At 67.4% G+C, this 26,541-nt stretch carries 22 protein-coding genes; 9 read left to right on the forward strand and 13 right to left on the reverse strand.

From position 1 onward, the window contains the following. Positions 1-15: 15 nt before the first annotated feature. Positions 16-1,638, reverse strand: a complete 1,623-nt coding sequence (locus tag FOZ76_RS02460) for a class I adenylate-forming enzyme family protein (protein WP_246129256.1) — start codon at positions 1,636-1,638, stop codon at positions 16-18. A 2-nt stretch (positions 1,639-1,640) separates the two neighbouring features. Beyond that, positions 1,641-2,876: a CaiB/BaiF CoA transferase family protein gene (locus tag FOZ76_RS02465; RefSeq protein WP_143946539.1), complete on the reverse strand. Its 1,236-nt coding sequence runs from the start codon at positions 2,874-2,876 to the stop codon at positions 1,641-1,643. 38 nt (positions 2,877-2,914) lie between these two features. Here FOZ76_RS02465 and FOZ76_RS02470 point away from each other — a divergent pair, with 38 nt between their 5' ends. Together FOZ76_RS02470 and FOZ76_RS02475 are read left to right on the forward strand one after the other, a co-directional pair. Next, a complete protein-coding gene (locus FOZ76_RS02470) occupies positions 2,915-3,817 on the forward strand; it encodes an enoyl-CoA hydratase/isomerase family protein (protein WP_170235258.1) in 903 nt (300 codons plus the stop codon). A 19-nt stretch (positions 3,818-3,836) separates the two neighbouring features. Beyond that, positions 3,837-4,673: an enoyl-CoA hydratase-related protein gene (locus FOZ76_RS02475; protein ID WP_143946541.1), complete on the forward strand. Its 837-nt coding sequence runs from the start codon at positions 3,837-3,839 to the stop codon at positions 4,671-4,673. 47 nt (positions 4,674-4,720) lie between these two features. On the opposite strand, the gene FOZ76_RS02480 is transcribed toward FOZ76_RS02475, so the two are convergent. Further along, positions 4,721-5,722, reverse strand: coding sequence for a Bug family tripartite tricarboxylate transporter substrate binding protein (locus tag FOZ76_RS02480; protein WP_170235259.1), 1,002 nt, complete (start codon positions 5,720-5,722; stop codon positions 4,721-4,723). 238 nt (positions 5,723-5,960) lie between these two features. On the opposite strand from FOZ76_RS02480, the gene FOZ76_RS02485 reads away from it, so the two are divergent. The 6 genes from FOZ76_RS02485 to FOZ76_RS02505 all read left to right on the forward strand — a co-directional run bounded on the left by FOZ76_RS02485 (position 5,961) and on the right by FOZ76_RS02505 (position 13,271). Then, positions 5,961-8,111 (forward strand): acetate--CoA ligase family protein, encoded by a 2,151-nt coding sequence (locus tag FOZ76_RS02485; protein ID WP_143946543.1) that lies wholly within the window; start codon positions 5,961-5,963, stop codon positions 8,109-8,111. A 119-nt stretch (positions 8,112-8,230) separates the two neighbouring features. After that, on the forward strand, positions 8,231-9,208 hold the full coding sequence (locus FOZ76_RS02490; protein WP_170235260.1) for a Bug family tripartite tricarboxylate transporter substrate binding protein: 978 nt from the start codon (positions 8,231-8,233) through the stop codon (positions 9,206-9,208). A gap of 58 nt (positions 9,209-9,266) precedes the next feature. Then, entirely contained in the window at positions 9,267-10,262 is a 996-nt protein-coding gene (locus tag FOZ76_RS02495; RefSeq protein WP_143946545.1) for a DUF7064 domain-containing protein, read from the forward strand. Between the two features lie 59 nt (positions 10,263-10,321). Further along, positions 10,322-11,560, forward strand: a complete 1,239-nt coding sequence (locus tag FOZ76_RS02500; protein WP_143946546.1) for a phosphotransferase family protein — start codon at positions 10,322-10,324, stop codon at positions 11,558-11,560. Next, positions 11,560-12,156, forward strand: coding sequence for a hypothetical protein (locus tag FOZ76_RS27365; protein WP_170235261.1), 597 nt, complete (start codon positions 11,560-11,562; stop codon positions 12,154-12,156). Before FOZ76_RS02500 ends, FOZ76_RS27365 begins: the two co-directional genes overlap by 1 nt. A 146-nt stretch (positions 12,157-12,302) precedes the next feature. Further along, entirely contained in the window at positions 12,303-13,271 is a 969-nt protein-coding gene (locus FOZ76_RS02505) for a Bug family tripartite tricarboxylate transporter substrate binding protein (protein WP_170235262.1), read from the forward strand. A gap of 19 nt (positions 13,272-13,290) precedes the next feature. Here FOZ76_RS02505 and FOZ76_RS02510 read toward each other — a convergent pair whose 3' ends face one another. Continuing rightward, on the reverse strand, positions 13,291-14,121 hold the full coding sequence (locus FOZ76_RS02510) for a FadR/GntR family transcriptional regulator (protein ID WP_143946548.1): 831 nt from the start codon (positions 14,119-14,121) through the stop codon (positions 13,291-13,293). Positions 14,122-14,185: 64 nt separating this feature from the next. Between FOZ76_RS02510 and FOZ76_RS02515 the strand changes: the two genes are divergently transcribed. Continuing rightward, on the forward strand, positions 14,186-15,037 hold the full coding sequence (locus FOZ76_RS02515; RefSeq protein ID WP_143946549.1) for a PaaX family transcriptional regulator: 852 nt from the start codon (positions 14,186-14,188) through the stop codon (positions 15,035-15,037). Positions 15,038-15,073: 36 nt separating this feature from the next. Here FOZ76_RS02515 and FOZ76_RS02520 read toward each other — a convergent pair whose 3' ends face one another. The 9 genes from FOZ76_RS02520 to FOZ76_RS02560 form a co-directional block, all read right to left on the reverse strand. After that, positions 15,074-15,529 carry a PIN domain-containing protein gene (locus FOZ76_RS02520; RefSeq protein ID WP_143946550.1) on the reverse strand — a complete coding sequence of 152 codons (456 nt, stop codon included), beginning with the start codon at positions 15,527-15,529 and terminating at the stop codon, positions 15,074-15,076. After that, complete coding sequence (locus FOZ76_RS02525) at positions 15,526-15,855, reverse strand: type II toxin-antitoxin system Phd/YefM family antitoxin (protein WP_143946551.1); 330 nt, start codon at positions 15,853-15,855, stop codon at positions 15,526-15,528. The genes FOZ76_RS02520 and FOZ76_RS02525 overlap by 4 nt, the downstream gene beginning before the upstream one ends. A gap of 87 nt (positions 15,856-15,942) precedes the next feature. After that, positions 15,943-16,992 (reverse strand): NADP(H)-dependent aldo-keto reductase, encoded by a 1,050-nt coding sequence (locus FOZ76_RS02530; protein WP_143946552.1) that lies wholly within the window; start codon positions 16,990-16,992, stop codon positions 15,943-15,945. Positions 16,993-17,023: 31 nt separating this feature from the next. Then, positions 17,024-17,545 carry a copper chaperone PCu(A)C gene (locus FOZ76_RS02535; protein WP_143946553.1) on the reverse strand — a complete coding sequence of 174 codons (522 nt, stop codon included), beginning with the start codon at positions 17,543-17,545 and terminating at the stop codon, positions 17,024-17,026. Between the two features lie 91 nt (positions 17,546-17,636). Continuing rightward, positions 17,637-22,238, reverse strand: coding sequence for an EAL domain-containing protein (locus tag FOZ76_RS02540; RefSeq protein WP_143946554.1), 4,602 nt, complete (start codon positions 22,236-22,238; stop codon positions 17,637-17,639). Between the two features lie 216 nt (positions 22,239-22,454). After that, positions 22,455-23,669 (reverse strand): MFS transporter, encoded by a 1,215-nt coding sequence (locus tag FOZ76_RS02545; RefSeq protein WP_211365957.1) that lies wholly within the window; start codon positions 23,667-23,669, stop codon positions 22,455-22,457. Positions 23,670-23,674: 5 nt separating this feature from the next. Next, complete coding sequence (locus FOZ76_RS02550) at positions 23,675-24,466, reverse strand: hypothetical protein (protein ID WP_143946555.1); 792 nt, start codon at positions 24,464-24,466, stop codon at positions 23,675-23,677. 66 nt (positions 24,467-24,532) lie between these two features. Beyond that, the gene (locus tag FOZ76_RS02555) at positions 24,533-25,348 is read right to left on the reverse strand and encodes an alpha/beta hydrolase family protein (RefSeq protein WP_143946556.1); all 816 of its coding nucleotides are present in this window, start codon (positions 25,346-25,348) and stop codon (positions 24,533-24,535) included. Next, positions 25,345-26,478 (reverse strand): DUF3182 family protein, encoded by a 1,134-nt coding sequence (locus tag FOZ76_RS02560; protein ID WP_143946557.1) that lies wholly within the window; start codon positions 26,476-26,478, stop codon positions 25,345-25,347. The genes FOZ76_RS02555 and FOZ76_RS02560 overlap by 4 nt, the downstream gene beginning before the upstream one ends. Between the last annotated feature and the right edge of the window lie 63 nt (positions 26,479-26,541).

Consider the following 26,541-nt stretch of genomic DNA (forward strand, 5'->3'; position numbering starts at 1 on the left):
CTTTCCGATATTGATTCATGGGTGATTCGATGATTCTGTCGTCGGCTGGCCGCCCGGCCAGCCCGTCCTCAGCTCGGCCTTGGCGATCTTGCCGCTCGCATTCGTCGGCAGGGGTTCGCTGCGCAGCCACCAGCGGCTGGGTACTTCGAACTTGCCAAGCTGCGCCTGGGCGTGCATCGCCAGTGCTTCCGCAGTCGTGGACTGACCATCGCGCACGACCACCACGGCGGCCACTTCCTCACCCAGGTCCGCATGCGGTAGCGGCAACACCGCCACTTCCTGTACGGCCGGGTGGCGCAACAGGCACTGCTCGACGTGCGCGCAGGCGATGTTCTCACCCGCGCGGATCACGATGTCCTTCGAGCGGCCGCTGAGATACAGATAGCCGTTCTCGAAGCGCCCCAGGTCGCCGGTGCGTACCCAGCCGTCGCTGTCGGTCGTCGTCTGTGTTTCGCCCCATACGCCGACGGTGACCGTGGGCGTGCGGGCCTGGATCTCGCCCACTCCCTGCTCGTCGGGATTGGCGATACGCAGCTCGACGACGGGCAGCGGCTTGCCAACGCAGCCTGGACGTTCGCGCAGATCGTCCGCGCTGCCCGCCGCGAGAATGCCGCCGGCTTCCGTACAGCCGTACAGACTGCCCACGCTCTTCTTTACACCGGGAAAGACCTGTGGAATCCGCTCCCTCAGTTCGGCGGTGATCGCGGCGCCGCCCATGGGGATGGAGCGCAGGCTGGACAGATCGCGCCGGCCGACGTCCGGGTGCTCCAGCACGCGCGACACCATGGTCGGGATGCTCCCCCAGACGCGTACGCGCTCCTGTTCGATCAAACGCAGCACCGCCGCCGGGTCGAAGCGCCCTTCCTGCAGCACCAGCCGTCCGCCCGTGAGCAGGGTCGACATGCTGACCTGCACGCCCGCGAGGTGGAACAAAGGCACTGTGAGCAAGCTGACGGTGCCGGGAGCGTCCAGCGGTATCTCGTTCGGCAGGCGTCCAGTGAGCACCAGGAGGTTCTGCAGATTGGCCACGACCCCACCTTGCGACATCAGTGCGCCCTTGGCGCGGCCGGTGGTGCCCGAGGTGAACATGATGATGGCCAGCGCTTCCTCGGCCACCTCGGCCGTCGGCAGCACGGCGGCAACGGCGCCGTCGTCCACCCATTGGCGCACGAAAGCCATGTCGATCACCCGGGGGTCGTGCTGCAGCCCTCGCTTGAGCAGCCAATCCGCCAGCACCAGGGACGGCTGTGTGTCCTCCAGCGCTTCGTTGGTTTCCTGTACGCTCCACCAGGCGTTGCACAGCACCGCCACCGCGCCCAGCGACTGCACCGCCCAGAACGCAGCCAGCCATTCGATGCTGTTGTAGGCCAGCAGCACGACGCGATCGCCCGTGCCGACGCCGCGCGCTTGCAGTCGTACGGCGACACGCGCCACCGCGCCTTCGAATGCTTCGAAAGACAGGCGCCGCCCGCCTTCCGCGACATAGGTGCGGCCCTGCCAGCGCCGTGCGTCGCGCAGCAGCGCGCCGACCGAGCGCGGTCGATGGCGGTAGATCCGGCAGGGATGGCCCAGCAGCCACCCTTGTTCGACCTCGCGGCCCCACGTGGCCGATGGGGCTATCGGTTCCTGGCTCATCATGTTCACGTCTGCTCTCGTGGCGCTACGGCAGTGAGCTGCCGCACTTCATCAGCCGAGAATCCATAGTCGGCCAGCACCTGCTCCGTGTGCTCGCCGGCGTGCGGTGCGGGCGATACCTTGCGTCGTGGCAGGAAGTCGAAGCGCACAGGCGCATCGACCGACAGGTGGCCCTCGACTTCGGTCCAGGCCCCGATGGCCCTGGCCTGTTCGTCGCAAAGCACTTCTTCCGGAATCTGGATCGGCGCCCACCACACCTCGTGCCGGTCCAGTTGCTCGGCCCAATATGCCAGGGGCTGGCTGTTGAATGCTTGATCGAACAGCGCGATCAACTCGGCGGCGTGCGTGCCGATGCCGCGCCCGTCCTTGAAGCGTTCGTCGTCGATCAGGTCCTCCCGGCCGATGGCGCGCAATACCGCCGGGAGATGGCGGCGCGCCTCCACGCCCACCAGGAAGAACCAGCGGTCATCGGCGGTGCGATAAGAGTTGTACATGGGAGTCCGCGACTGCTCGCGCGGGCGAGGCGGCTTGGGGTTGCCGCCCAGGGCCTTCTGCCCCAGCTCGCTGCCGAGGGCCCACATGCCGGTGCGCATGAGCGAGGCTTCCACGAAGCGGCCCTGGCCGGTCTGATGGCGCTCCATGAGCGCCGCCAGGATGCCGGTGGCCGCCGTCATGGCGGTGAAGGCATCGCCGATGCCCTGCAGCAAGGCCGGGGGTGGCGTGCCCGCGGTGGTGGTTTCGTGCGCGACCCCTGTGCGGCCATAGAACGCGGCAATGTCGTACCCCGGACGGTCCTGGTCGGGCCCGCCCCAACCATAGGCGCTCACCGTGCAGTACACGAGCCGAGGGTAGCGCTCACGGATCTGCACAGCTCCCAACCCCAGCCGCTGCAGCGCATCCGGGCGCAGGTTGGTCAGCAACACGTCCGCACCGGCGAGCAGCCTGCCCAGCGCGGCCAGCCCGATGTCGGTCTTCACATCGAGCACGAGCGAACGTTTGCCACGGTTGGCCAGCGTGAACGCCGCGTTGGGAGTGCCCGCCTGCGCGCCCATCCTCGAAAAGATGGTGCGCATGGGCTCGCCGCCGGGCGGCTCGACCTTGATGACGTCGGCGCCCCAATCGGCCAGCAAGCCGCCCGCGAGGGGGCCAGCCATCCAGTGAGCGAACTCGACGACGCGCACGCCTTTCAATGGGTAGGCGGGGCGATCGGAGAGAGGGCGTGGAGCGTATGTGGAGTTCATGGCAACATGCTACATTAAATGGATGTACGGATCAAATTATGTATCATTTCGAGCTAGGGGGTATACCGATGGACGATGCTGTGATCGTCGAAAACGAAGGACCGGTGGCGAGGCTGGTGATGAACCGCCCGGACAAGCACAACGCGTTGCGTTTCGATGACCTGGACCGCATGGTGCAGGCCCTGCACGCAGCCGAGGAGGACGACCGGGTCCGCGTCATCGTCCTCAAGGGAAACGGCCCATCGTTCTGCGCCGGGCACGACTACAACGATGCGCTGAGGTCCTATGGGCTCGAACCCGAGGCTGGCTGCCAGAGGCCACGTCGTCCGAGCCAGCGTTCCCGGCTGCTGCGTGACCGCAAGCTCGGCATGAACTACATGGCGTTCCAGAACTCGCTCAAGCCGGTGATCGCCCAGGTACATGGCCATTGCACCGGCGTGGGCATGTATCTGGTCGAACTCGTGGATCTCGCGGTGTGCGCGCACGATGCGCAGTTCAGTCACGCCGAACAGCGGCTGGGGCTGGCGGGCAATACCTGGCACATGAACAGCCAGATCCTGATGTACGGCGCGAAAAAGGCCCGCGAGCTGATGTTGCTGGGCAACAGTTTCGACGGTCCGACCGCGGAGCGCCTGGGGCTGGTCAATCTGTCGGTGCCTGGCGAGGAACTGGAGTCCACGGTGCATGACTGGGCGCAACGTATCGCCAAGCACCCGCGTGACGCGCTGGTCACGGGCAAGGCCATGCATCAGATGGCTCTGGAAAGCCTGGGCGGCGCTGCCCAGTTCTCGCGGGGATACGTAGGGCACACCCTGGGTACGAACCTGCGCTTCGAGTCTGACGAGTTCAACATCCTGCGTGCCCGTTCCCAGGAAGGGACCACCGCTACGTTCAAGCAACGAGACCAGCGGTTCGAAGCACCGGACGATCAAGACGAATAACGTTGAAAGGACACTGACCATGGAACTCAAAGTCACCGAATCCCACGTCCAGGACGGCGTCGCGCTGATCCGCCTCAATCGGCCCGAGCGCGGCAACTCGTGGACGCATCGCATGAACGCGGAATACCGCTGGCTCATGAAGTCGCACGATGCAAACCCCGACGTGCGCGTGATTGTCGTGACGGGCTCGGGTCGGCAGTTCTGCGTCGGTGCCGATTTCCGGGCGCTCGAGCACCACCAGGAGTCCACCAAGGACTACGTGCAGAGCGCGCGCGAACTGGAGCTGGCCAACCCGGGCAGCGACGTGCACGAAGAATTCGAGCATGAACTGGTGTGGCACTGGGGTTTGAACAAGCCGGTCATCGCCGCGGTCAACGGCGCGTGTGCCGGCATTGCCGTCTCGCTCGCGGCATTTTGCGATCTGCGCTATGCGGCGGCGGGTGCGAAATTCACCGCCGCCACGTCCAAATTGGGGCTGCCCGCCGAGTACGGCCTGTCATGGGTTCTGCCGCGCCTGATCGGCCTGGCACCCGCCGTGGACCTGCTGTTCACCGGGCGAGTGGCCCTTGCCGAAGAGATGCACACGTTGGGCTTCGTGCATGACGTCCTGGCCGCCGACGACTTCGAGGCCCAAGTGCTGGCGCGCGCGCGGACGTTCGCAGCGACGGTATCGCCGATCGCGGTCCGCGCGGCCAAGCGGCAGATCTACGCCGAGCAGATGCATCTGCAGCCGGGCCGGGCGGTCGAGGACGCCAGGCAATTGACCGGGGAACTGCTGAAGCACCCGGATTGCCGGGAAGGCGTGAAGGCCATGCAGGAGAAGCGAGCGCCTTCCTTCCAGGCTCTGCGCATTTGAAAGCGGGATACCGACACGCCTGAACCGACATCCGTGGCCTTCCGCGGTCATTCCAGCCAGAGATTGCGCGTTCGGGCAAGGTCGGTCCAGATCGCTTGCTCCTGCTGCAACGTCTTCGCGAACGCCTCGGGTGTCGAGCCGCTGGGTTCGAAGCCGAGCGTGGCGATACGCTTGCCCATGTCAGGGTCCTTGATGGCGTCGGACATGGCGCGGCTCAGGCGCTCCACGACTGCGGTGGGCGTGCCGGCCGGCGCGAGCACGCCCATCCAGTAGCCGATATCGAAATCCTCCACCCCGCTTTCTTGAACCGTCGGAACGTCGGGCAGCAGCTCGGAGCGGGTCGAGCCCGTTACGGCGAGGGCGCGCAGCGTGCCTGCTTCGACGTGCTTGTGCAGCGTATAGACAGGATCTGCGATGAGTTGCACGTCTCCCGCCAGCAGCGCATTCACCACCTCCGAACTGCCCTTGTAAGGCACGTGCAGCAGAGGCGCGCCGGTAATCGACATCAGGTACTCGAAGATCATGGCCGAGGATGTGCCGGCACCGTTGGTGCCGAACCGCAAGGCTTCCGGATGCTCGCGCGCGTACGCGACCATTTCGCCCAGGTTGCGAAACGGCTGGCTGGCCGGCGTCGCGATCAGGAACGAGCCGCGAACCGCTTCGCTGACCGGGGTGAAATCGCGCTCCAGGTTCAGACCGAACTGTTTGTTGATCGCCGCCTGGATGGTCAGCGCGGAGCCGGTGAGCAGCAGGGTGTAGCCGTCCGCGGTTGCCCGGCTGACGTGGCGCGTGCCGACCAGACTGCCGGCGCCAGGCTTGTTTTCCACCACCACCGGCTGGCCGAGAGGCTGGCGAAGGTTTTCGGCCAGCAGGCGGGCAAAGACGTCGGAGGCTCCGCCAGGAGGATAAGGGACGACCAGGGTTATCGGCTTGGCAGGAAACGATTGCGTCCAGGCCTCGGGCGCGGTGCAGAGCAGCGCCGCCAGGACCATCAAAGTACCGGCCGCACGGGTATAGCGCTGCCCTGTGCGTGAAATCGGCTTCATCATGTCTCTCTCCTTAGTGCACGCCCCCTTTTTTGGGTGACCCAATAAGTATGGCGTCCCGAAAGTGGGGCCGTCAACGAAACAATCCGATTGACACTGCCATGAATCCGCATGAGAATGGGTGACCCAAAAGAAAGGCGCTGTGCACGATCGCGCGTTGTGTGATCCCGGATCGAATCCAACGCTTTGAAGTGAAGCGCGCCATACCGTCGTGTCAATCGATTGTTCGTCGGGCCGGCCCATGTCCATATCCCGCAGTCTCTATCCGTCACGCGAGTTGCAGCCGTTGTTCGCGCCTGCCAGCATCGCCGTCGTCGATTTTTCGTCGAAGGCGCGGTCCTTCGGTGCGCGCACTGTCCAAAACCTGGCCGGCAGTGGTGCGCGGCTGTGGACGGTGAATCCGAAACTTCAGGCAGATGCCGGGCAGGGCATCTACCGCAGCGTGCAGGAGCTGCCGGAAGTGCCTGAGTGCGTCGTGATCGCGGTACCGCGCGATGCTGTTTACGGCGTTGCCGGCGACTGCGCCCGCCTGGGGGTGAAAGGCGCGATCGTCTATGCCTCGGGCTACTCCGAAACCGGAGCGGCAGGCCATCGCGTCATGCAGGAGCGGCTTTCCGGACTGGCTCGCGATACGGGTATGCGCATTCTTGGTCCAAACTGCATCGGCATTCTGTCGGAAGGCGGCCGCCTGCGGCTGACGTTCGCCGAAGCGCCTGACCTGGGTCAGCCGCGTGGGGCCAGCATCGGCCTGGTCAGCCAATCGGGCGGGCTTGGTCTTGCGCTTGCACAGGCTGCAGAGCATGGCGTTGCGTTCTCGCACGTCCTGACGGCCGGAAACTCCTGCGATGTGGACGTGGCGGATCAGGTCGCCTACCTGGCCGAGCATCCTGATTGCCGGGTGATCGCTTGTCTGTTCGAGGGTATGGCGGATCCTCAGCGTTTGCTCGCTGCGGGCCGTCTCGCACTGAGCCAGGGCAAGCCGGTTGTCGTGCACAAGATAGCCACCGGCGAGGAGGGAACACGTGCCGCGATGTCGCACACGGGCTCCCTTGCTGGGTCGGCAGCCGTCTATCGCGCCGCTTTCGAGGACGCGGGTTTCGTCGCGGTGGAGGCGTTCGAGGCCCTGGTCGAGACCGCAGCCTTCTTCGCCAAGGCCGGGCGGCCCGCCGCCCATGGCGTGGCCGCGCTGTCGACGTCCGGCGGAGCTGCCATCATGGTCGCGGATGCCGCGGAGCGGCACCGGGTCGCTCTTCCCCAGCCATCGGAAACCGCTGCGCAGGTGCTGCGCTCGCACATCCCGGAGTTCGGCACGGTGCGCAACCCCTGTGACATGACCGCGCAGATCCTGAGCAACCCCGGTGCTCTGCAGGCGTGCGCTCGCGCCTTGTTGGACGATGCGAGCTACGGCGCCTTGGTGTTTCCGAATGCCTACGCCTACGCTCCGGCAATCGACCGTCTGGCAACGCTGGACCTCGTCGCGGGGCAGGCCGGCAAGCCCGTGTGCTGCGTCTGGCTGAGCCAGTCGCTGGGCGGGCCCGGCACGGTGCAAGCCGAAGCGAGCGCCCATGTCGCCCTGTTTCGTTCGATGGATCGATGCATGGCGACCCTGCGTGCTTGGCATAGGTACGATCAGAGATTGCGCCGGGATGGGACGGTGGCCGGACGGCTGGCCCCGCCAGACGCGATACGCGCCCTGGCATCGGCTGCGAACGACGGTGCGGCAACGTTGACGGAGCACTCGGCAAAGCGTGTGCTGGCCGCATACGGGATACCGGTAGTGGACGAGTGCCTGGTTCGCAGCGCGCAGGAGGCGGTGCGGGCGGCGCGAGGGTTCGGGGGCAGGGTCGCTCTCAAAGTCCTGTCGGCCGACATTCCCCACAAGACCGAGGCCGGCGGTGTGCGGCTGGATCTGCACGGTGACGTCGAGGTGGCCTGCGCCTACGAGGAAATCCTCGTCAGTGCCATGCGCTACGCCCCAGATGCGCACATCGATGGCGTCCTGGTCCAGCCCATGGTCCGGCGGGATCTCGAGCTCATCGTCGGCGGCAGGCGTGACCCGCAGTTCGGACCGACGATCGTCGTCGGCCTCGGCGGCATCTTCGTGGAACTGCTCAGGGACAGCGTCGTCGCCCTCGCGCCGCTTTCGCCCGCCGCGGCGCGCGAAATGCTGGACCAATTGCGCGGTCGAGCCCTGTTCGACGGGTTTCGAGGCGCGGTACCCACCGACATCGCACAGCTTGCCCAGGTAATCGCCAGGGTTGGCGAGATGCTCGCCGACGGAGCCGACATGATCGAGGAGCTGGATATCAACCCGCTCGTCATTTCGGATGGACGGCCTATCGCGGTCGACGCGCTGATTGCGCTGGAGACGACCAGCCCACGGCGGCTGTGAACCCCAGGGAGGGTATCTCGCCGTACTGACTCATCACCCGTTGCTGCGGTCCTGAACGCCGGCCTGCCGAGCATACGCGTTTTGAGGCCATGCACCTACATAACGATTATTCAGGAGACATGATGCAACACCGAAAACTTGCCGCCTGGTTCATGTTCGGCATGCTGGCGTGCCCGATTTCCGGGCTGACTGCCGAATATCCCGAAAAGCCGGTCGACGTCGTCATTCCCTACAGCACAGGCAATGGCCTGGACCTGCTCGGCCGGGAGTTTTCACATCGCCTGGAGGCGGAGCTGAAGGTGCCTCTGGTGGTCATCAATCGCGAAGGCGCGGCGGGCGTCATCGGCACAGGCTCGGCCGCGCGCGCCTCGCCCGACGGCTACACCCTGCTGTTTCATGCAAACCCGCCCTTCGTGACGGCGGCGCTGGTGCCCGAACGAGCGCCGTACGACCCGCGCAGCAGCTTCGTGCCGGTGGCGCAGGTGGGTTCGGTGCCTCTTGTGCTCGTCACGTCCGGCAAGTCGCCATTCAACGATTTCGCCGGTATGCGTTCCTATGTGCAGGCTCATCCGGAAAAGGCCAACTATGCGTCTGCCGGCGTCGGTTCGCCCGGCCACATCTACGGCGAACTGCTCAACCGCGCGATGGATGCGGACATCCAGGAAGTCCGCTACAAGGCTACCGGTCAGGCCTTGATCGACGTGGTATCGGGTGAGGTGCTGCTCAGCCTGGTGTCCGTGTCCGCCGTGCTTCCCTATCTGGAAAGCGGCAGTCTGCGTGCGCTTGCCGTTGGCTCTTCGGACAGGCTGCCGAGGTTTCCGGAAGTGCCGACCCTGGCGGAGGTGCTGCATCAGCCGGGATTCGAGGCCGGCGTCTGGTACGGCTTTTTCGCGCCGGCCGGCACGCCTGCGACGCACGTGCAGAAGCTGTACGAAGCGATCGCCAGAGCGGCGCAGACCTCCGAGCTGCGCGGTTTCATGGCCCGGCTCGGCATGGTGCCGCATGTACGGGATTCCGCGGCGCTGGCCGCCATCGTGGACGAGGATGTGAAGGTCGCCGCCAGGCTGCTTCAGGATACGAAGCTGGCCGGCCATTAGCGTGGCCGCATGCATTGCCCGCTGTACCGCTCCCTGGAACACGTCAAGCCCATCTGCCATGATCAACGCCAACGACACCGAATTTCATCCGCGCGATCCGCGTGACCGGATCTGGACCGAGACCACTTATCTCGCTTTCGCAATTCCGGAGGAGGCCCTGCACGGTACGCTCTACGTTCTCGCCCGCCCGAATCTGGGCGTCGCCATGTCCTCGGTCGTCATTACGCGAGGCTATACGCGGCGGCCGCACGAAGCCGAGTTCTGCGATCCCCAGATCCATCTCCCGTGTCCTGCGTCCTATGCCGATTTCTCTCTGGACAACGGGCTGTCCGTGAAGGCGGAGTCGCTCACGGACTGGCGGTTCAGCTACCGCCACAAGCTCGACTCGTGCCGGTTCGATCTTCGGCTCAAGGGGCTGCATCACCCGCATGACCCCATGGATTCCCGCGAGAACCCGCTGCTGCAGAGGGCGGAGCCGGGCGGGGCCCACGACCCGCGCGTCGGGGATGCCTGGTCGAACGGCCACTTCGATCTGAAGGGCCGCATCACGGGCACCCTATGGCTGCGGGGCAGGGAGTACGCGGTGGACTGCTACGAGGGCATGGACCGCAGTTGGGGCCCGCGCAACGAAACGCCGAGTCGCGCCAGCTCGTATCTTTCCATCAACTTCGGCGAGGAGCTGGCGGTCTGGCTGACGATGACCCTGAGCATTTCGTCCGAGGGGATGGTCGTCTACGACGAGCTGAAGACGGGTTTTCTGGTCAGCCACGGCGAGGTTTTTCCCATTACGCGCGCCACCATCGAGGCGCGGGGCGCGGACATGCTGACCCTGAACGATCACGTGATCCTGGAAACCGCAAACGGTGCGCGCTACGAGTTCCACGGTGGCGCGATCGGAACTCGCCCGATGGGTTCCATCAACCCGTCCATTTCGGCCTTCCAGTCGCTCATGCGCTATCACTGGAACGGCAAGGTCGGCTATGGCGGGCACGGCAAGCTCTTCGGACAAGAGTATCTCGCCCGCCATCTTCCACGCGACGAGGCCCGTGCATGAGTGCCGCCCGGCCGCCCGAAGGCACTCGCACCGCAGCCCGACAGGGCGGAGGTACTCCAATGAGCACCCTGGATACGGTTTCATTTCTCCGGACGCGGGACGCCGATCCGCGCGATCAACCCACGGAGGACTTCATTGCCGCCATCCGGTCGCGCTTTCCGACCGAGGCGGATGTGGACGATCTATTGACCCGAAAGATGCAGCGGCGCGCCGGTCCTCGATATCGGCATGTCGGCATCGAAGAGATGGTGGCCTGGACGGGCAGCATGTTGCGCGACCTCATCGAGGACGACGTCGACATTCTCGAGCCGAGGTGGCTCACGGGTGGCGCCTCCAAGGTGCAGATGGCCTTCACGCTCGAAGTCGGCAAGCCCGGAACCCCGGCCCGGCGGGAACGACTGGTGGTCCGGATGGATCCGACCGAAGGCTCCAATGCCACCAGCCGACGGCGGGAAGCCGAACTCCTGCGCGCCTTCGAGGACACGCTTCCCGTACCGAAGGTGTACTGGGTCGACCATGCCTGCCGATGGTTCCCGGAGCCGGCGATCATCTACAGTTTCCTGAACGGGGTCGCCAAGCCCAGCCACAACGCGTCCGGGCGCATCGTCGGGCTCGGCACGGATTTCGGTCCGGCCCTGCGTGAAAAGCTCGCGCCGCAGTTCCTGGAGCATTTGGCCCGCATCCACACGGCCGATGTCGATACGATGCGTTTCACGACCATGGATCGCCCCGAAACCGGGACTGTCGAATGTGCGCGGCTGCAGTTGAACCGGGCGCGCCGAGTCTGGGAGGAAGACCGGCCCGAAGCATTCCCGTTGATGGACGTGGCGGCGAACTGGATGCAGAGGAATCTTCCCGAGCTGGATCGGGTCAGCGTCGTCCACGGCGACTTTCGCAGCGGAAACTTCCTTTTCGACGAACCCAGCGGCCGGGTCACGGCCTGGCTGGACTGGGAGCGTGGCCAACTGGGCGACCGTCATCGCGACCTTGCCTGGATGACGCAGCTCGAGAAAGGCCACTTCAGTGAAGACGGCAAGGTTTATTACGTCTGCGGCCTGATCCCGCTCGACGAGTTCTACCGGCGTTACGAAGACGTCTCCGGGCTGTCGGTCGACCCGGACAAGCTTGCGTTCTACCGGGTGCTCAACTGCTTTCAGATCATCACCACCACGATGGCGACGGCCTATCGGGTCGCCAAGCTGGGCAAGTCGCATCAAGACGTGCTGCTGGCGCGCCTGAAGGGCATCGCTCCCCTGGTCGCCGGCGAACTTCTCGAACTGCTCAAGGAGCGAATCTGATGGATCAGAGCGCAGTCAACCTGGCGGCCACGATACGCGCGCTCACGGACGTGGTCGCGCCCGCCGTGGACCCGTCCAACGCGCGTGCGCGCGAACAACTGAACCTTTCGATCGACCACCTGGTTTTTCTGCTCGAACGCATCGACCATCTTCACGAACGGCATTACCACGAGCTCAGGCAGCAGATGACACTCGCCGGGTCGCTGCTCGATGCCAGCGCCGGGGAACAGTTCGAAGCCCGGGCGGCGCTGCAGCGTGCGCTGCAGGACTGCGCCGACAGGGTCGGTGCGGCACGCGCGGGTGCGCCGGCGGACGAGCTGCCCGCCATGCCCCTGCCGGTGGACACGCTGCGGCAATGCCTGGACAGGCTCGGCGCGGCGACGGCCGGGATGGTCCAGGCGTGCCAGGACATGGGAGAAGATGTGCGGCGCCGTGTCGAGCGTTGCGTGCTCGAGCAGGACGAAGCGCGAATCCGGTTCGAGCGCGTCTGGTATGCGCCGCTCGGCTTCGATTCGCATGCCCGCGCTCTCGGTTCGTTGACCGACGTCCTGTCCGGCCAGGGCGACGGCGGGAGCCAAGACAGCGGGTGCGGCTGAATCCAAGCGCCGCCGGCGGGCCCACAGGCGCGACGCACCATCGAAAAAAATCCCCCACGCTGCGCCTCCGGCTTGCTGCCCCCAAGGGGCGCTTTCTTCCTTGGGACGGCCCGGCGGCAAAAACACAGACAATCCAGGAGACAGCAATGCCATCGAAATCCGCCATGGCCATTCCGGTGTTCGTTGCGCTGTTCGGCATGGCAGCCGCCGGCGCAGCGCCATTGTCCGGGCAGCCCATCACGCTGATCGTTCCCCACGCGACCGGGACCGGCGTCGACGTCGTCGCCCGGGCGTTCGCCCCCCATCTGGAAAAGGCCCTGGGAACGTCCGTGGTGATCGAGAACCGGGTCGGGGCCAACGGGTCCATCGGTTCCGTGTTTGTCGCCCGCGCCAAGCCGGACGGCCACACGCTGCTCATGAACGCCAGTCCGCCCTTCGTGACCTACCCGATGACGCAGGACAAGCCGCTGTACGACGCTGAGCAGGACTTCTCTCCCATTGCCATGGTCGGATCGACACCGATGGTGCTCGTCGTGTCGGCGAGTTCCGGTATCGATGGGATGGAGGCGTTCGTCCAACACGCGAAGAGCCACCCGGAATCGGCCAATTATGCGTCGCCGGGGCCGGGGTCGGCGGGTCATCTGGCGATGGAGCAACTGGCGGGCGTGGCCGGTATAGACATCGAACACGTGCTGTACAAGACGACTTCGCAATCCCTCACCGACGTGGCGGCCGGCCATATTCTGTCGGCCTTCGTCTCGATCGTCTCGGCCGCGCCGCTGCTGGACAGCGGTCGGCTGCGGGCCATCGCGGTGGGTTCAGCCGAGCGCCTGCCGGCCTATCCGCAAGTGCCGACGTTGAAGGAGGCGATCGGGCTCCCGAATTTCGAAGCGGCTGTGTGGTACGGCTTCCTTGGGCCGAAGGGCATGTCCGAAGAAACCGTGCAGGCCGTCTATCGGGGCGTGGCTCAAGCCTACGACCTACCGGAGGCGCAGGCCATCATGCGCCAGCAGAGTGTCAGCGCTGAGTTGCAATCCCCGGAAGCGTTCAAGGAACGGTTGCAAGCGGATGCGGCCGATGCGAGGAAAGTGCTGGACGGTATCGTTCCTCAATGACGCCGCCGCACCGTCCGGATCAGTCGACTGCCGCCGCGTTGCGAGCCGCAGCCGGTGTCTTCGCGCTGCGCGGCCTGGAAGGGGCGCTGGCCTGAGCCGCCGACGCTTGCCCTGCGTTGCCGGCCGGTGCTGCCTTCAGGTAGATGCGCTGCAATTGCATCAGGTGTTGCCGCATCACGTCGGCTGCGGCATCGGCATCCCGCTGTTCGAGTAGCTGTAGCATCTTGCGCCGCATCGGCATGACGGAACGGTTCGACGTCCGGCCCGTCTGCTCGACGAAGCGCTCGGTCAGTACGAGCACGGCGTCGGTCAGCAACTCCAGGATCGGGTTGCGCGTCATGCGTGCCAGGATCCGGTAGAAGTCCAGATTGAGCGAGGTACGCCGGGCCAGGTCGCCGGCATCGGCCGCCTGGCTCGCCTCCTGAACATTGTTTCGAAGCACGGCGAGTTCGCTGTCGTCGAAAGCCGAGCAGGCGAGGCGGACGACTTCCACCCCGAGCAGGACGCGGACCTGTGTCAGATGCTCCGGGCGGATCGTGCCGAGCGCATAGAGATCGGAGAGCCCGGAAAGAACGGCTTCAGCGCCGCCTCCGCGCACCACGGGGCCACCATTCGCACCTAGGCGGATGTCCAGCAACCCCATGTTCGCAAGCGAACGCAAGGCCTGCCGGACCGAATTGCGGCTGACCTGGAACTGGCTGGATAGCTCGCGTTCGGACGGCAGGCGGGAGCCGACCTTCAAGCGACCTTGCTGTAGGTGCTCGCGCACCTGGGCGATAATCTCGTCCGCAGGGCGGGGTCCGACCACGGGCTGAAACTCCAGATCGGAGTTTCGTGAGGAACGCGTCATTTTTTGTGTTGCCTCTCAAACATCACGCCGCCAATCTTAGAGCATCTTCCGACCCATCCGTCGCATGCCACGAACCGAGCCCGCCGTCACCGCCTCCGCATCGTCACCCGTCAACGCAGGCAGTGCCCGCTCCGTGTTGCTGACATTGCTGGGCGAGTTCGTCTATCCCGAGTCGACGCTCGTAGCGACGGGCGCTTTGCTGGAGGCGTTCGCATGCGTCGACATTGCGGAACGTTCGGCCAGACAGGCGATCAACCGTTCCGCGGCAAGCGGCTGGATCGAGGCGGTCCGGGAAGGCCGCCGCGTTTCATGGCGCCTGACCGATAGCGGCCATGCACTCATCGCCCGCGGTTCGCGCCGCCTACGTGCGGTACGCGAACCGATGACGGATTGGGATGGACAATGGCTGTTGCTGCACGTCAGTGTTCCGGACGCCCAGCGCGTGCAGCGGCAGCGCTTGTACCGGGCTTTGAGCTGGGCCGGCTTCGGCAATCCGACGCCCGGCCTCTGGATTTGCCCACATAGCGACCGCGAGGCGGATCTGGGGCAGATCCTCACGGACCTGGAGCTGGTCAGCCAGGCACTGGTATTCATGGCACGTCACGTCGAGGTGGGAGTTGAACGAGCCGATCTGGTCCATCGGGCATGGGACCTTTCCGCGGTCGGAGCGCACTACGAGGAACTGCATGAGCAGTTCATTCCTGGGCGAAGTCGTTCCGGCGGTGCCTTGCGCGAACATATCCTGCTGGTCAACGCCCTGCAGCGCCTGCCCTCGGTGGACCCTGGCCTGCCTCTGGCGCTGTTGCCGGAGGGTTGGCCGGGCCGGCCGGTGATTGCCGAGCTGGAGCGCTATCGTGCCGCCCTCGCGCCCAAGGCTCACGCCGAATGGCGAGCACTGCTCGGCAAGGCGGCGTGAGCCATTGAGCCGCGGGCGGCCACGCAGGCTTCAGGATCATCCCGCGGGTGGTGCCAGCACGGCCTCCAGCAGTGCATGGCGCGAGACGGCGAACGGATTGGCCACCGTGACGCCGCCCCAGGTGAAGCCCTCCTGGAGGTCTTCCGACAGCAGTAGCCGACAGCCTGCATGCGATGTCGCGGCCAGGACGATCGCGTCCCACACGCTCAAGTGATGATCGGTCGCCAGGTCTGTTGCGGCCAGCAGAACTTCCGGGGACGTGCCGAAAACCGGGAAGGTGTCGCCCCAACTCAACAAGGCGCTGCGGGCCTCGGCCCGCGACCTGCCGCCTTTTCGCACCAGGACGTTGAACAACTCGCCCAGGACCTGGACGGGCAACATGACTCGATCGGGAGCGATGCGGCGCAAAAGGTCCAGGGCAAGGGCGCGTTTTTGCGCGTCATTGATGCCTTCTGCGTAGGCCAGCACATTGGTGTCGAGCGCGACTCTCACGGCTCGCCCTCGCCCTGAAACGCTGGGCCGCCCCGGGTTGCCGTGTCCCCCTCGGAGGGCTGGCTGGGCGCAGCCCGGCGCTGGGGACGTTCATAGAGTTCGTCGCGTGTCCAGGAGCCCGCCTGCACGATGGGCTGGGTCCGCAGGCGCGACAGCAGTACCGCGCGCGTATCGGTGACGGCCGAGCGCCGTTCGTCGATGGGGACAATGCGGGCAACGGGACGGCCATGGCTGGTCACGACGTAGCTGCGGCCTTCTTCCCTGACTTCTCGAAGAATCCGGGAAAACCTGCGGTTGGCGTCGGCGGCGGATACGTCGTATTTCATGTCATCCACGCGATTAGTAGTGATTTTAACTACTCTAGCGCAAGATAACCCCGTTGCCAACCGCGGCCGCGATCACCCACCCCCGCCTTACGGCGCCGGGTTCGGATACCTCACATGGATCGCCTCGATCCCCGCCAGCACCTCGTCGGACAGCGTCACGTCCACGCTGGCGATGTTCTCGCGCAGTTGCTCCATCGAGGTCGCGCCGATCAGGTTGCTGCTGGTGAACGGCTGCCGGTTCACGAAGGCCAGCGCCATCTGGGCGGGCGAGAGCCCGTGCTCGCGCGCGAGCGCCACGTAGGCCGAGGTGGCCGCCTCGGCGGCCGGCTTGGTGTAGCGCGCGAAGCGGGTGAATTCGGTGATGCGGGCGCCGGCAGGGCGCGCGCCGTTCTCGTACTTGCCGCTCAGCCAGCCGAAGGCGAGCGGGGAGTAGGCGAGCAGGCCGAGGCCGTCGCGATGGCTGAATTCCGAGAGCCCGGTCTCGAAGGTGCGGTTGAGCAGGCTGTACGGGTTCTGCACGGTGACGATGCGCTCCAGGCCAAGCTCGCGCGCGGCCTGCAGAAAGCGCGCCACGCCCCAGGGCGTCTCGTTCGACACGCCGATGTGGCGCACCTTGCCCTGGCGCACGAAGTCCGAGAGCACGGTGAGGGTTTCCTCGATCGGCACGGTGACCGTGTCGTCGATCCACGGGTAGGACAGGCGGCCGAAGGTGGTGGTGTTGCGGTCCGGCCAGTGCAGTTGGTAGAGATCCACATGGTCCGTCTGCAGGCGCTGCAGGCTGCCGTGCAGGGCGGCTTCGAGGTTGGGCCGGTCGAACTGGTTGGCCTCGCCGCGGATGTGCCTGGGGTTGTGCGGCTGGCGCGCCGGGCCGGCGATCTTGGTGGCCAGCACGATGCGGCTGCGCGCCTTGCTGCGGGCGAGCCAGGTGCCGATGTAGGCCTCGGTGCGGCCCTGAGTCTCGGCCTTGGGCGGCACCGGATACATCTCGGCCGTGTCGATCAGGGTGACGCCCTGGTCCAGGGCGTAGTCGAGCTGTTCGTGGGCTTCGCTTTCCGTGTTCTGCTGGCCCCAGGTCATGGTGCCCAGGCCGATCAGGCTGACGTCGATGTCGGAACTGCCGAGCTTGCGATACTGCATGCTGACTCCTGTGAGGTTCGGGGCTGTGGGTTCAGTGCGTGCTCTTGCCGGCCGGGCTGCGCACGGCACAAGGGGCGGTGAGCTGGCCGTCTCCGCCGAAGGCGAAGGTGACCGAGATGGTCTGGCCAGGGGCGAGGGCGGCCGTCGGCTTCTCCAGCATGGCGTGATAGCCGCCGGGCGCGAACTCGAAGGTGCCGCCGGCCGGGATATCCACCGCGTCGGTGTGCTGCATGCGCGCGGTGCCGTCCTGGGTGACGGTCCGGTGCAGCATGGTCTGGCCGAAGGCCGCGCTGGCGATGCCGGTCAGGCGCAGTGCGCTGCCGGTCTCGTTGCGCAGCGTGAAGTAGGCGGCCGAGGGCAGGTTCTGCGGCATGGCGCGGACCCAGCATTCGGTGACGGCGACGCCCTCGATGGCCTGGCCGGCCACTGGCGCACCGGCGCCGTGATGCGCGTGGCCGCTGCCGGGGCCGTCTTCGTGGCCAGGGACGTGGTGGGCATGGGCGAGGCCGGCGCTGGCGCACAAGGCCAGGCCGGCGAGCAGACGGTGGAACATGGACTCCTCGCGATGATGCCGCCGCGCGCAGGAAAGGGCGCGGCAAGCCAGCCCCGATTCTAGTCCAGGGTGGCCGCGCGCCCGGCGCGCATCAGTTCAGGTTGCCCATGCGTTCCAGGAATCGCACCAGATCGTCCAGGGGCATTGGCCGGGCGAGGAAATAGCCCTGGAACTCGTCGCAGCGGTTGCGCTTGAGGAACTCCAGTTGGGCCTCGGTTTCCACGCCTTCGGCGACCACGCGCAGGCCGAGATTGTGGGCCATCGAGATGATCGCCTTGGAGATTGCCGCATCGTTGCCGTCGATGTTGATGTCGCGCACGAAGGAGCGGTCGATCTTGACGTAGTCGATCGGCAGGTTCTTCAGATAGGACAGGCTGGAGAAGCCGGTGCCGAAGTCGTCGATGCTCACGCGCACACCGAGCTCCTTGAGCTCGTGCAGGGTGGCGATCACGCTCTCCGTGTCCTCGAGCAGCACGCTCTCGGTGATCTCGAGCTCCAGGGCGTAGGCCGGCAGGCCGGTGCGCCTGAGCGTGTCCTTCAGGCCGGAGGTGAAGTCGCGGCGCTGGAACTGCATGGGCGAGATGTTCACCGCCACGCAGAAGTTGGACAGCCCCTGGCTGTACAGCCATTGATTGTGCGAGCACGCGGTCTCCAGCGCCCACGCGCCCAGCGCGACGATCTGGCCCGTCTCCTCGGCCACCTTGATGAACTCGGAGGGCGGGACGGCGCCGCGCTCGGGATGGTTCCAGCGCGCGAGGGCCTCGATGCCGGCCACCTTGCCCGTCACGCGCTCGAACTTGGGCTGGTAGTGCAACTGCAACTGGCTGGTCGCGAGCGCGGCGCGCAGCTCGTTGCGCAGCCGCACGCGCTCGTGCACCCGCTCGCTCATGTCCCGGCTGTGCCACTGGAAGTTGTTGCGCCCCTCGTGCTTGGCCTTGTACATGGCCAGGTCGGCCTCCTGCACCAGGCTCATCGGGTCGTCCAGCGCATGCCCGACATAGGTGATGCCGGCGCTCGCGGTGATGTGCTGGTTGCCGCCCATGATCTCGTAGGGCTGGGCGATCGCGCCGATCAGCCGCTGCGTCATGCGTTCGGCCTGCTCGCGCTGCACGTCGAACAGCACCACGATGAATTCGTCGCCGCTCAGGCGGGCGACCAGGTCACGCGGGCGCACGTTCTCGCGCATGCGGCGGGCCACTTCGACCAGGATGGCGTCGCCCACGACGTGTCCCATCGAATCGTTGATCGGCTTGAAGCCGTCCAGGTCGACGAACACCACGGCCATGCCCTGGCCGACCGCCTGCGGCACGCGGCCCAGCTCGTTGAGCCGCTGCTCGAGCATGCGCCGGTTCGGCAGGTCGGTGAGCAGGTCGTGGTTGGCGATGTGGGAAAGCTGCGCCTCGGCTTCCTTTTCGTCGGTGACGTCGCGCAGGATGCAGATGTAGTGCGTGACCGCGCCCTGGCCGTCGCGCACCGGCGCGATGTACAGGTCGCACCAGAAGGTGCTGCCGTCCTTGCGGTAGTTGAGCATCACCGCATGGACGTCCTGCTCCTGGCGCAGGCGGTGTTCGATGCCTTCGATCTGCGTGCGGTCGGTGGCCGAGCCGTAGAGGAAACTGAGGTTGCGGCCCACCGTCTCGCTGGGCGGGTAGCCCGTGATGCGCCCGAAAGCCGGGTTGGCGTAGATCAGGGGCGAGCCGGGCGTGCGCGCGTCGATGATCATCACCGCGTTGTGGCTGGCCTGCAGCGCGCGCTTGAGCACGCGCAGCTCCTCTTCCGATGCCTTGCGCAGGCGCACGTCGCGCAGCGAGAGCAGGCGCATCTGGGTGCCGTCCCAGTCGGTCTCCGAGCCCAGCACTTCCACGTCGATGGTCTCGCCGTGCGGACCTTCCAGCGGCCATTCGAAGAGCGTGGTGTCGGCGCCGCGCCGGCTGGCGAGTTCGGCGAGCTCGGCGCCGCGGCGTCCCAGGGCGGCGCCGAGCAGGGTGCGCGCGGCGGGGTTGGCGTACTGCACGCGGCCCTGCGGGCTGACCACCAGCAGGGCGTCGCGGTTGTCGTCCAGCAACTGGCGGAACGAGCGTTCCTTGCGTGCCAGATCGCGCGTGACGCGGATCTCCTCGGTGATCTCGCGGGCGGCCAGGTAGATCGCGTCGTCCGAACCCAGGGCCGCGCGGATGCGCATCCAGATCACGTGGCCGTCGCGATGGTTGCCGCGCAGGTCCAGGTCGTAGATCGATTCGCCGCGGCCCAGACGGCGCAGCGCGTTGTCGAGCAGGGTGCGGTCGTCCTCGTGGATCAGGTCGGTGAGCTGGCGGCCGACCACGCTTTCGGCGCGGTAGCCCGTCACCCGGGCGAAGGCGGGGTTCACCTGCAGCAGCACGCCCGCATGGTTCACCATGCCGAGCATCTCCGGCGAGAGCAGGAAGAACTGGGTACGCTCCTGCAGGGCGCGCTCGATGCGCCGGCGCTCGGTGATGTCCTTGGCGATCACGAAGATCCCGACGAAGGCGCTGTCCACCGAGATGGGAACCGTCGTCGCCTCGGTCTCGAAAGTGACGCCGTGGTGGTTCACGCCGGTCACCTGCAGGTGCTGGGCGTTGCCCGCCAGCGTGCGGCGGAACATCGCGCTCACCTCGGGCTGGTCCGCGGGCACCACGAATTCGCGCACGGCCCGGCCGAGCAGTTCGCCCTCGGACAGGCCGAACAGGCGCTGCGTCGCCGGATTGCACGAGGAGATGCGCGCCTTCAGGTCGACCGAGAACACGGCGTCCGGGTTGAACGCAACCAGCGAGCGATAGCGCTGTTCGCCTTGCTGCAGCTCGGCGCGCGCACGCACCCGCTCCAGGGCGATGGCCGCGTATTGCGCCGCATCGTTGAGCAGGCGCAGATCGAAATCCTGGCTGGCGGCCGAGAGCAGCAGCGAGGCCTGGCCGAGCAGTTTGCCGTCCGGCGAGATCAGCGGTTGGGCGAGCACGGTGGTATAGCCCGCCGCGGCCAGCGCATCGCGCGCGCCGCGCGGCCAGGGCGGATTCTCGAGCGTGGTGTGGCTGGCGGCGCTGCCCGAGAGCCCGGGCGCAGGCAGTTCCGCGAGCGCGCTGCGCAGCGTGGGCGAGAGCGACGGCGCGGCGGCCAGGCGCAGCCCGATGCCACCGGGCTCGGTTTCGTGGATCGCACAGCTCGCCTGGGCGTTCAGCGCCTCGGTCATGGTGCAGATCGCGACCAGTTGCGTGGCCAGATCGTCGCTGTGCGCGATCGCGGCCAGCGTATCGCGCTGGTTCGCGACCAGCGCTGCATCGCGCCGCGTGAGCTGCGCCTGCCGCAGGCTCACCAGCAGCGTGACCAGGAAGGCGATGCCGGCCAGCAGCGCGCTGTTGGCGAGCAGGCCGCGTTGCGGATGCAGCAGCGGCACGTGCAGGGCGTCCACCTGCCACTCGCCGCCGCCGGCCAGGTGCAGCGTGCGGGTACCCACGGCGACCGCGCCCGTCGACAGGCGCGGATCTTCGTACAGCACCTGCTCGTCCTGGCGGACCCGCACCGCCAGGCCGCGGCTCCATTTGTCCAGGTGCTGGCCCAGCAGCGTGCCCGGGTTGGCGACGGCCAGTACCGCCCAGCCGTGCAGCGACGGCGAGTTCAGGCCCGCCACCACGGCGTGCCGCGTCTGCCCGCTCAGGCCGATGACGTGGCTGAGCACGGTGGCGTCGTCCGCCATGACCGCGCGCAGCCACTCGCGCGTGTCGTTCTGCGCGAGGAAGGCGCCCAGCCAGTGCGGCGGCGCGGGCGTGCGATGGCGCATCGACGCCGTCTCCAGGCCGGGCGAGATCACGGCCACCACGTCCACGCTGGGAAAATCGCGCAGATGGCCGGTGGCCTCGACCTCCCAGCGCCCGGCCGTCGGCACGGCGTCGGCCGCGGACCAGCGCTCGGCCATGCGCCGCAGCATGCTTACCTGTTCGGCAATGCTCGTCTGCACCCGCTCGGCCGTCTGGTCGAGCAGCAGGGCGCCGCGCAGCCGCGTCGACTGGTATTCCTGCAGCCACAGCGCTGCCCATGCCGCGGAGCAGGTAGCCGCGCCCAGGATGCCGACCGCGAGCAGCCGGCCGGAGAGTTCGACGTGCGCGCGGGCGGGCAGTCGCGAGAGCGTGACCCATGCGCCGGCGGCCAGCAGCGTGAACAGGTCCACCGTCAGGCTGAGCGGTTCGTGCGCATGCAGGCGCGGCAGCGGAGCCGCGGGAAACATCTGGCCGATCAGCGCCACGCCCACTACCGCCAGCGCGACCAGCGGCAACAGCGCCGCCGTCTGACGCAGCCAGCGGCGGTTGCGCCGGCCAATGATCGCCTCGACGCCGAGCAGCAGCCAGGCGAGCACGACGGCGCAGCCGGGTTCGTCGAAGGGCGTGGCCAGCGCCGGCGTGGCGGGCGCATGGCCCTGCAGCCGCTCGTACGCCAGCGCCAGCGAGATGCCGACCAGGATGACACCGGCGCCAGCGCGCAGCAGCGGCAGCCGGTGCAGGTCGCACAGCAGGCCGGCGCCGAGGGTGACGAAGGCAACGGCGGCGAACAGGGTTTCGCGCAACGGCAGGTAGGCCGATGGTGTGCGGGTGCCCATGCCGATCAGGCAAAGGGCACCGAGCATGGTCAGGACCAGGCCGGTGACGTACACGAACGATGTGAGGACCACGCGATGCGTGCTCATGAGTCGCCCCGTTGCGCTCTTTTCGTTATCTTCCGGCGGGGCCGGACCAGCGGCCGCTTGCACCAGCCGCCAGCATGCCGTCCGATTGTATAGGTCGGATGCGCTGCCGACGAGGCGCCAGGCGAGTGAGTCACTGCCGCGGCATGCGGGCCGCGAGGTGGACGAGGCTTGCGCCTGGGCCCGTGATCGAGAGGACACGGTCGCGGCACTATCGTCTCAGTTTGGTGCAGATGCCAAGGAACGACGTTGATGTCGCGCAATGATGAGGCTCAACAGCAGGCCGAGCGCGCTGCAGGTGGCCGTTGCGGCGCCGGTCCATTGCCAGCCGCCCGCGCGCGCCGCGATCCAGGCCACCAGGGGCGGGCCGGCGAGTTGGCCCAGCGCGGAGAGCTGCTGCATCCAGCCGATGGTGGTCGACACGGTGTCTTCGCCGGGGGCGACGTGCATCGACAGGATGAACAGGGTGCCGGGGACCAGGCCGCCGAAGCCGGAGAATGCCAGCAGGGCCAGGTAGCGGCTCATGGGGTGCGCTTCCGCGAGGCTCGAGAAGGCGTAGAGAGCGCCTGCCGCCATCGCCACGAAGCCGCAGCGCAGCAAGGTGGTGGGCGCCCAGCCGCGCGCGATCAGCCGGCCCGAGGCCACGTTGCCCGCCATGTTGGCGGCGGCGACCAGCGCGGTGAGCAGGCCGGCCAGGCTGGCCTGTACGCCCGCCGCCGCGTAGATCGCCGGCAGAAAACCCACCACTGCCAGCCACTGGCCGGAATACATGCCGAAGCTGGCCGCGATCAGCCAGGGCCCGGGCGAGCGCAGCGTGTCGGCAAGCCTGGCCTGCCAGCCGCGCGCCCCGGCGTGCGTGTCGGCCGATGGCGTGTCGCGCGGGATGTGGCGCAGCACCAGCACGGCAAGCAGCACCGACAGGCCGGCCAGCGCCAGCCACCAGGTGCGCCAGCCCGTGGCCAGCATCACCAGCGGGCCGAACAGCAGGGCGAGCACGGTGCCCAGCGGCATGTAGCTGCCCCAGACGCCGAGCATGGTGCTCAACTTCTGCGGCGGCACGAGCCGTCGGATGAGCTCGGGCGCGGGCAGGACGATGAGCAGGAAACCGATGCCCTCGACCATGCGCAGTGCGAGCAGCGGCAGCGGGTGCTGGCTGGCGCTGCCGGCGGCGCTGGCCGCGGCCAGCACCACCAGGCCCAGCATCAGGCTGCGGCGCAGGCCCAGGCTGGCCGCGGTCAGGCCCAGGGCCAGGCCGAACAGCGCGCCCGCGATCTGTACCAGCGAGATCAGAAAGCCCGCCTGCACCAGGCTCAGGCCGAGGCCGGCTTGCAGCAAGGGCACCGCGGGCGGGATCTTCGCCACGTGCAATGCGGCGACGACGCCGGCCAGCACGACCAGCAGCGCCTTGGCGGGTGAGCAGGGACCAGCCGGCAAGGGACTCAGGGCGTCGTGCTCGTCGGCGCGGCGGGCGTGGGTTCGGGCGGCGGTACGGGCGTGAGAATCATGGCGCCCCCCTGCGAGCCGTTGTCCGTGATGCCGCCGGCCACCAACTGGCGTGCCGTGCCCGCGCCCGAGATACCGGCGATGCCGCCGATGTGCTGCCCCGGCAGCAGGCAAGTGTTCACGGGGTCGAAGGTGATGTTCAGCACGTAGTAGCCGCGGCCCGCAACGGGCGCCAGGTTGCCGCGGAAGGTGCAAGTGCCGCTGGTGGCCACGGTGGCTCCGCGCAATGCGCCCAGTGCCGTGATCTCGACCGTGGTGACGTTGCCGTCGCGGTCGCTGCCGGTCCACTGCCCTTCGAGCAGTATGGTGGTGGCCGGCGTGTAGTAGCTGCTGTCGTAGCGCAGCGAGGCGTTGCCGACCTGGCCAGGCTGAACCGAGCGTACTTCCATGCTGCTGCGCTCGGCCACCGTGCCGGTCACGTCCAGCGTGCTCACGGTATTGCCGTACTGGTAGTCGCGCAGCGTAGCGGTCAGCGTGCTGCCGTTCATCGCCACCTGGTCGGCATGGACCAGGCCCACCCGGGCGCCGCCCACTTCGGCGTACACGCCCCAGAGGACGTTGTCGTCGGTGATCACCACCGACAGATCGGCGCCGGTGCTCAGCGAGCCCGTCCAGATCCCTTGCGGATTGACCGCCGGCGGCGGCGATGGAAGAACTTCGGTTTCACTGCCGCCGCAGGCGGCCAGGCCGAGCACGAAAGCAAAGGGGACAGCGCGCACGATCCACATGTATGAGACTTCTCGGCAGAGTATAGGCAGCCGCGCTGCCCGCAACCCGGCGATTCTACTGCGCTCCTACGGGTTGTGAGTCACTCGCTTTGGCCCCTGCTCGCCGCTTGCATCGATCTCGAAGAGTTCGCGCATGGTGGCGCTGCCCAGACGGATGCCGACCACCATCTCGGTGATCCAGTTGACCAGGATGCCGGTGTAGGCCTGCCGGCTCGCCGGGCTGCTCAGGGCATGGTCGGCATCGTCCACGATGCGGTGCGTGAGCGAATGCGTGTGCTGGAAGGCCGCGCGGTAGCTCATGATGGTCTGCGACGGTACGTAGGTGTCGTGTTCGGACTGTACGAGCAGCACGTCGCCCGTGAAGGCCAGGCACGCGGCCAGGGCGCGGTTGTTGTCCGGATCGACGCGCTCGCTGCGGTAGGCCGTCAGGTCGGCGCGGCTCAACTGGCGCTTGGGCGTGTGCCAGTCTTCGTCGCGGTACAGCGCCGGTACGTGCAGGCCGAGCCACTTCACGGGCCTGAGCGCGGTCAGGATCGCGGCCAGGTAGCCGCCGTAGCTGCTGCCGATCACCGCGATCGCCGAGGGGTCGATGCCGGGGTGGGCGGCGAGCCGGTCGTAGGCGGCGATCAGGTCGCGCAGGCTGTGTTCGCGCGTGATGCGCTGCTGCTGCTCGAAGGTGCGCTCGTGGCCGCGCAGATCGAAGGTCATGCAGATGCAGCCCAGGCCGGCGATGCCCTTGGCGCGGGCCAGGTCGGTCTTCTGGCTGCCGCCCCAGCCGTGCACGAACAGCACGCCGGGTACTTTCAGATTGGGTTCGAGGAAGGTGCCGGCGATCACTTCGCCGTCCACCGCTATGCGTAGGGGTTCGCTGCGGGTCGTCATGGCAGTACGGGCAAGACAAAATGGGGGGGAATCTCGGGCATGGCGCACTTCAGGAGCGGGCCCATCTCGTCGTCCACGCCGTGAAACAGCACGACGGCGTTCGGCGGCGGATGCGTGTGCGCGCCGAACAGTTCGAGCGTGGCCGCCTGGGTGTACAAGAGCGTCGGGTCGTTCGCCAGCGCTTCGAGCGCCAGCACTTCGGCGCCGCTCGCGCCGCCGATGCGCCAGGATTGTTCGAGCACGCCGGCGCGGCGCTCGCCGCGTGCATTGTGGCCGACCACGGTGTCGTAGTTGCGGCGCGAGGCGATCAGGCTGGGGTAGCAGCGCGTCGCGGCTTCGTCATAGGCGCGGGCCTGGGCGAGCGCCGCCGCCACGACCGGCGGCAGCGGCAGCGCGGCGAGCGCGTCGAAACCGCCGCGCGCCACGTGCAGCGCCGATCCGCCATAGACCAGCTCGCCGCGATTGTCGCGCGTCAGCCGCTGCACCCCGTAGTAGCTCGCCTGCAGCCCGCCCACGCGCACCTGCCCGATGCTGAAGGTGGATACGTCGCTCAGGTCTTCCTCGAGCACGATGCCATACTCGGCCAGTTCGCCGGCGTCCAGCGCCGCCAGCGCTTCGGTCAGCGCGGCGGGCGTGCGCACCACTTCCTGTCCGCGGCCCGCGCTCGCGCGCACCGCTTTGATGCGTACCGGCCCGGCCTGGAGCAGCCGATGGCCGGCCGCCAGTGCATCGGCATGGGTGAAGGCCGTCAGGCCCACCAGTACGCAGTCGCGCACGGTCGCGCCGAAGGCCGGGTTCCAGCCGCGCGGCGCGTGCGCGTGCGGCACCACCAGGGCATGGGTGATCGCCTTGGTCGCCAGAAAGCCGAAGGGAACGACGCCGCCGAACAGCCGGTCTTCGGCGTCCAGGCCGCGCTCGTTCCAGTCCGGGCCGACCAGCGTGTCGCTGGGCACCAGGTACATGCCCGGATGCGTGTGCAGGGCGGCATCGTAGTCGCCCACGAAGTCCGCCTTCAAGAGCGCGGCCAGGCGGCGCGCCAGTGCGCCATGGCTCTCGCGTTCGTGGATGGCCTCGCGGGCGCGCAGCGAATGCAGGGCAACGTGACGAGGGCCTGCAGTGGGGCGTGGCATCGCTATCTCCTGGCGGACGGGCGCGTCATTCGCCCGGCCCGCATGCAGTAGCGAGAAACGCGC

The sequence above is a fragment of the Verticiella sediminum genome, from assembly GCF_007558815.1.
Taxonomy (GTDB): Bacteria; Pseudomonadota; Gammaproteobacteria; order Burkholderiales; family Burkholderiaceae_B; genus Verticiella; species Verticiella sediminum.

Bases quoted from the DNA above. Each gene is read 5' to 3' on its own strand.
- FOZ76_RS02470 (WP_170235258.1), top strand. From the start codon at position 2,915: ATGTATCATTTCGAGCTAGGGGGTATACCGATGGACGATGCTGTGATC.
- FOZ76_RS02480 (WP_170235259.1), bottom strand. From the start codon at position 5,722: ATGATGAAGCCGATTTCACGCACAGGGCAGCGCTATACCCGTGCGGCC.
- FOZ76_RS27365 (WP_170235261.1), top strand. From the start codon at position 11,560: ATGGATCAGAGCGCAGTCAACCTGGCGGCCACGATACGCGCGCTCACG.
- FOZ76_RS02505 (WP_170235262.1), top strand. From the start codon at position 12,303: ATGCCATCGAAATCCGCCATGGCCATTCCGGTGTTCGTTGCGCTGTTC.
- FOZ76_RS02485 (WP_143946543.1), top strand. From the start codon at position 5,961: ATGTCCATATCCCGCAGTCTCTATCCGTCACGCGAGTTGCAGCCGTTG.
- FOZ76_RS02510 (WP_143946548.1), bottom strand. From the start codon at position 14,121: ATGACGCGTTCCTCACGAAACTCCGATCTGGAGTTTCAGCCCGTGGTC.
- FOZ76_RS02555 (WP_143946556.1), bottom strand. From the start codon at position 25,348: ATGACGACCCGCAGCGAACCCCTACGCATAGCGGTGGACGGCGAAGTG.
- FOZ76_RS02460 (WP_246129256.1), bottom strand. From the start codon at position 1,638: ATGATGAGCCAGGAACCGATAGCCCCATCGGCCACGTGGGGCCGCGAG.
- FOZ76_RS02550 (WP_143946555.1), bottom strand. From the start codon at position 24,466: ATGTGGATCGTGCGCGCTGTCCCCTTTGCTTTCGTGCTCGGCCTGGCC.
- FOZ76_RS02535 (WP_143946553.1), bottom strand. From the start codon at position 17,545: ATGTTCCACCGTCTGCTCGCCGGCCTGGCCTTGTGCGCCAGCGCCGGC.
- FOZ76_RS02525 (WP_143946551.1), bottom strand. From the start codon at position 15,855: ATGAAATACGACGTATCCGCCGCCGACGCCAACCGCAGGTTTTCCCGG.
- FOZ76_RS02560 (WP_143946557.1), bottom strand. From the start codon at position 26,478: ATGCCACGCCCCACTGCAGGCCCTCGTCACGTTGCCCTGCATTCGCTG.
- FOZ76_RS02465 (WP_143946539.1), bottom strand. From the start codon at position 2,876: ATGAACTCCACATACGCTCCACGCCCTCTCTCCGATCGCCCCGCCTAC.
- FOZ76_RS02540 (WP_143946554.1), bottom strand. From the start codon at position 22,238: ATGAGCACGCATCGCGTGGTCCTCACATCGTTCGTGTACGTCACCGGC.
- FOZ76_RS02530 (WP_143946552.1), bottom strand. From the start codon at position 16,992: ATGCAGTATCGCAAGCTCGGCAGTTCCGACATCGACGTCAGCCTGATC.
- FOZ76_RS02490 (WP_170235260.1), top strand. From the start codon at position 8,231: ATGATGCAACACCGAAAACTTGCCGCCTGGTTCATGTTCGGCATGCTG.
- FOZ76_RS02515 (WP_143946549.1), top strand. From the start codon at position 14,186: ATGCCACGAACCGAGCCCGCCGTCACCGCCTCCGCATCGTCACCCGTC.
- FOZ76_RS02495 (WP_143946545.1), top strand. From the start codon at position 9,267: ATGATCAACGCCAACGACACCGAATTTCATCCGCGCGATCCGCGTGAC.
- FOZ76_RS02500 (WP_143946546.1), top strand. From the start codon at position 10,322: ATGAGCACCCTGGATACGGTTTCATTTCTCCGGACGCGGGACGCCGAT.
- FOZ76_RS02475 (WP_143946541.1), top strand. From the start codon at position 3,837: ATGGAACTCAAAGTCACCGAATCCCACGTCCAGGACGGCGTCGCGCTG.